Annotated in this window: 1 protein-coding gene and 1 pseudogene; both read right to left on the reverse strand. The window is 36.0% G+C overall.

Annotated elements, in window-relative coordinates:
* Positions 1 to 520 (reverse strand): annotated as a pseudogene (locus VFS71_RS16765) (hypothetical protein); the annotation flags it as partial.
* 560 nt (positions 521 to 1,080) lie between these two features.
* Positions 1,081 to 2,010, reverse strand: a 930-nt coding sequence (locus tag VFS71_RS16770; protein ID WP_326402731.1) for a SprB repeat-containing protein, incomplete at its 5' end; no start/stop codon positions are given.

The raw sequence follows: 2,010 nt of genomic DNA on the forward strand, positions 1-2,010 counted from the left end.
GTAAAGTTCCCTGCACATAAGCCGTTTGTGCAGTAGCTGCACCATCATTGGCACGCAAATCTAAAATTGCTTTTGCAGCAGCTTTACCTAATGCAATGCCCTTTGTTTTTGAATTTCCGTCAGCTATTGAAGCCAATGATACATTTAATAAATTATCCGCAAATACCTGCTGAGGTGGCAATTGATCGACAATGACATCATGAGCTGCCTGGGCAACCGCAGCATTAGCATCCGCATCTTTATCTCTTGCATTTTTCAATGCATAAGTTTGATACCTCGGTACTATATTATTCAGTGCATCATGCATAGCCACATTAACCATGGCATAAATTCTTGATTCAGGCATTGGCGGCAAATTCCCAACATTAGCAACAGCCTCTGTTCCTGCTTCATTCCACCTTAATACCATCTCTGAGGTAATCGTTCCATAGGCATGCCCATGTATGTCCGTTTTTTTTGCTGCTTCTCCGTTAACAGAATCGTCTGAAGATAATTCCTCTTGTTGACAGGAAAAAAACATCATAAATCCCACAAACAAGAGTGTTTTTAAGGGAAATAATTTTCTTTTCATTTTAATGAGTTTTAACGTGAAAATTTTTAAATAACCTTTTTGAAGTAACAATGAATTTTTTAATTCAAAATTTAAAGTCGAAAAATTAGCTGAAATACTAATTCTTTTCAGGGATGAAAGATTTCTGTTTTGTAGGGGATTAAAAGAATCTTTTCCTCGTAAGGCTTTTGTTTTTCTAAATAACTGAAAAACAAAAAAATTAAGATGTTTAAAATGCGGTGCAAAAGTATGAGAATAATTAATAACATTATTTTTTTCTCTCTCAATAACATAAATACCCGTTGAAAAGCAGTTCTCTATAGAAAAAATTCACATTAACCTATTTGCTTTCTTTCTGAGTAAAAAAAACTGCAAATGCTGCGGATTTATAATTTTAATCATATAAAAAAATCTACACCTTTTTAAGATTGTAACTTTTAATTATTATTCTTGAAAGACCTCTATATTTGAAATTATATATTTTTTAATTGTTGCTATTTCAAGTTTATTTTTATTTATGATATTGACTATTAATGAGGTGTACAAGCTCCAAGGGAATCTCCATGTTTCAGATGTGCTTCAACTGCTTCGGCGGCTATACATATTTCTTTTCCTTTATGACACACTCTTACTTTATCCATTTTATTGCCGCACCGTACATCATTTACATATACAGTCACATCATCAGTACGGCTGCAACCTTGACTATCTGTAACAGTTAAAGTATAGGTAGTGGTTACAGTTGGGCATACTTCTGTGTTTGCATTGCCTGGTGTGTTTGTGCCTGGCGACCAGGAAAAAGTATAAGGAGCCACACCACCGGCAGCTGTTCCCGTTAATGTGGTACAATTTGAACCATATCCGTAAACAACATTTTTATCGACCCCGGCATTAGCAATTGTAAATTCAAAGTCATACGCAGTAGTTATACCGTTTACACCTATCATAAAATTATCTATTGAACCAAAAAAGTTGGGTTTGAATACAACGCCACCTGCGGTGAGTCTGATAGCCGGTCCGCCTTTTGAAGCATCGTTTCTTATAACAGCATCCGGATATTGACTCAGATATTCAGCCAGCGTAAAAAATGGTCCCTCATGGTCAGGATCAGTGCTTACATCTCCGCCAAAAATAAACCATCCACCACGCAAAGCATCCCAGCGCTGCCATTCATGCACGTGGCTAAATCCCTGGTCAGGCATAGTGCCTTTTATAAATTTTGAATTTTGATAACGGGGATCAAAAACAAGATTATGATCGGCTGCACCATCGCCATTAATATCAGACAGCACAACTAAAAAATGAATATCAGTTATAGTATCTCTTGCTTCTATATAAGTATCATAAGAGAGTTCCGTAAGCGATGACAGATTTGTTCCAGAGTATTGACCATTTCTGAATCTTACAAAATCTCCAGGAAAATTAATGCCAGGAGGAACATTAAATTTTAAACTGCCCTT

This window comes from Flavobacterium sp. (assembly GCF_035760125.1).
In the GTDB taxonomy this organism is placed as follows: Bacteria; Bacteroidota; Bacteroidia; order Flavobacteriales; family Flavobacteriaceae; genus Flavobacterium.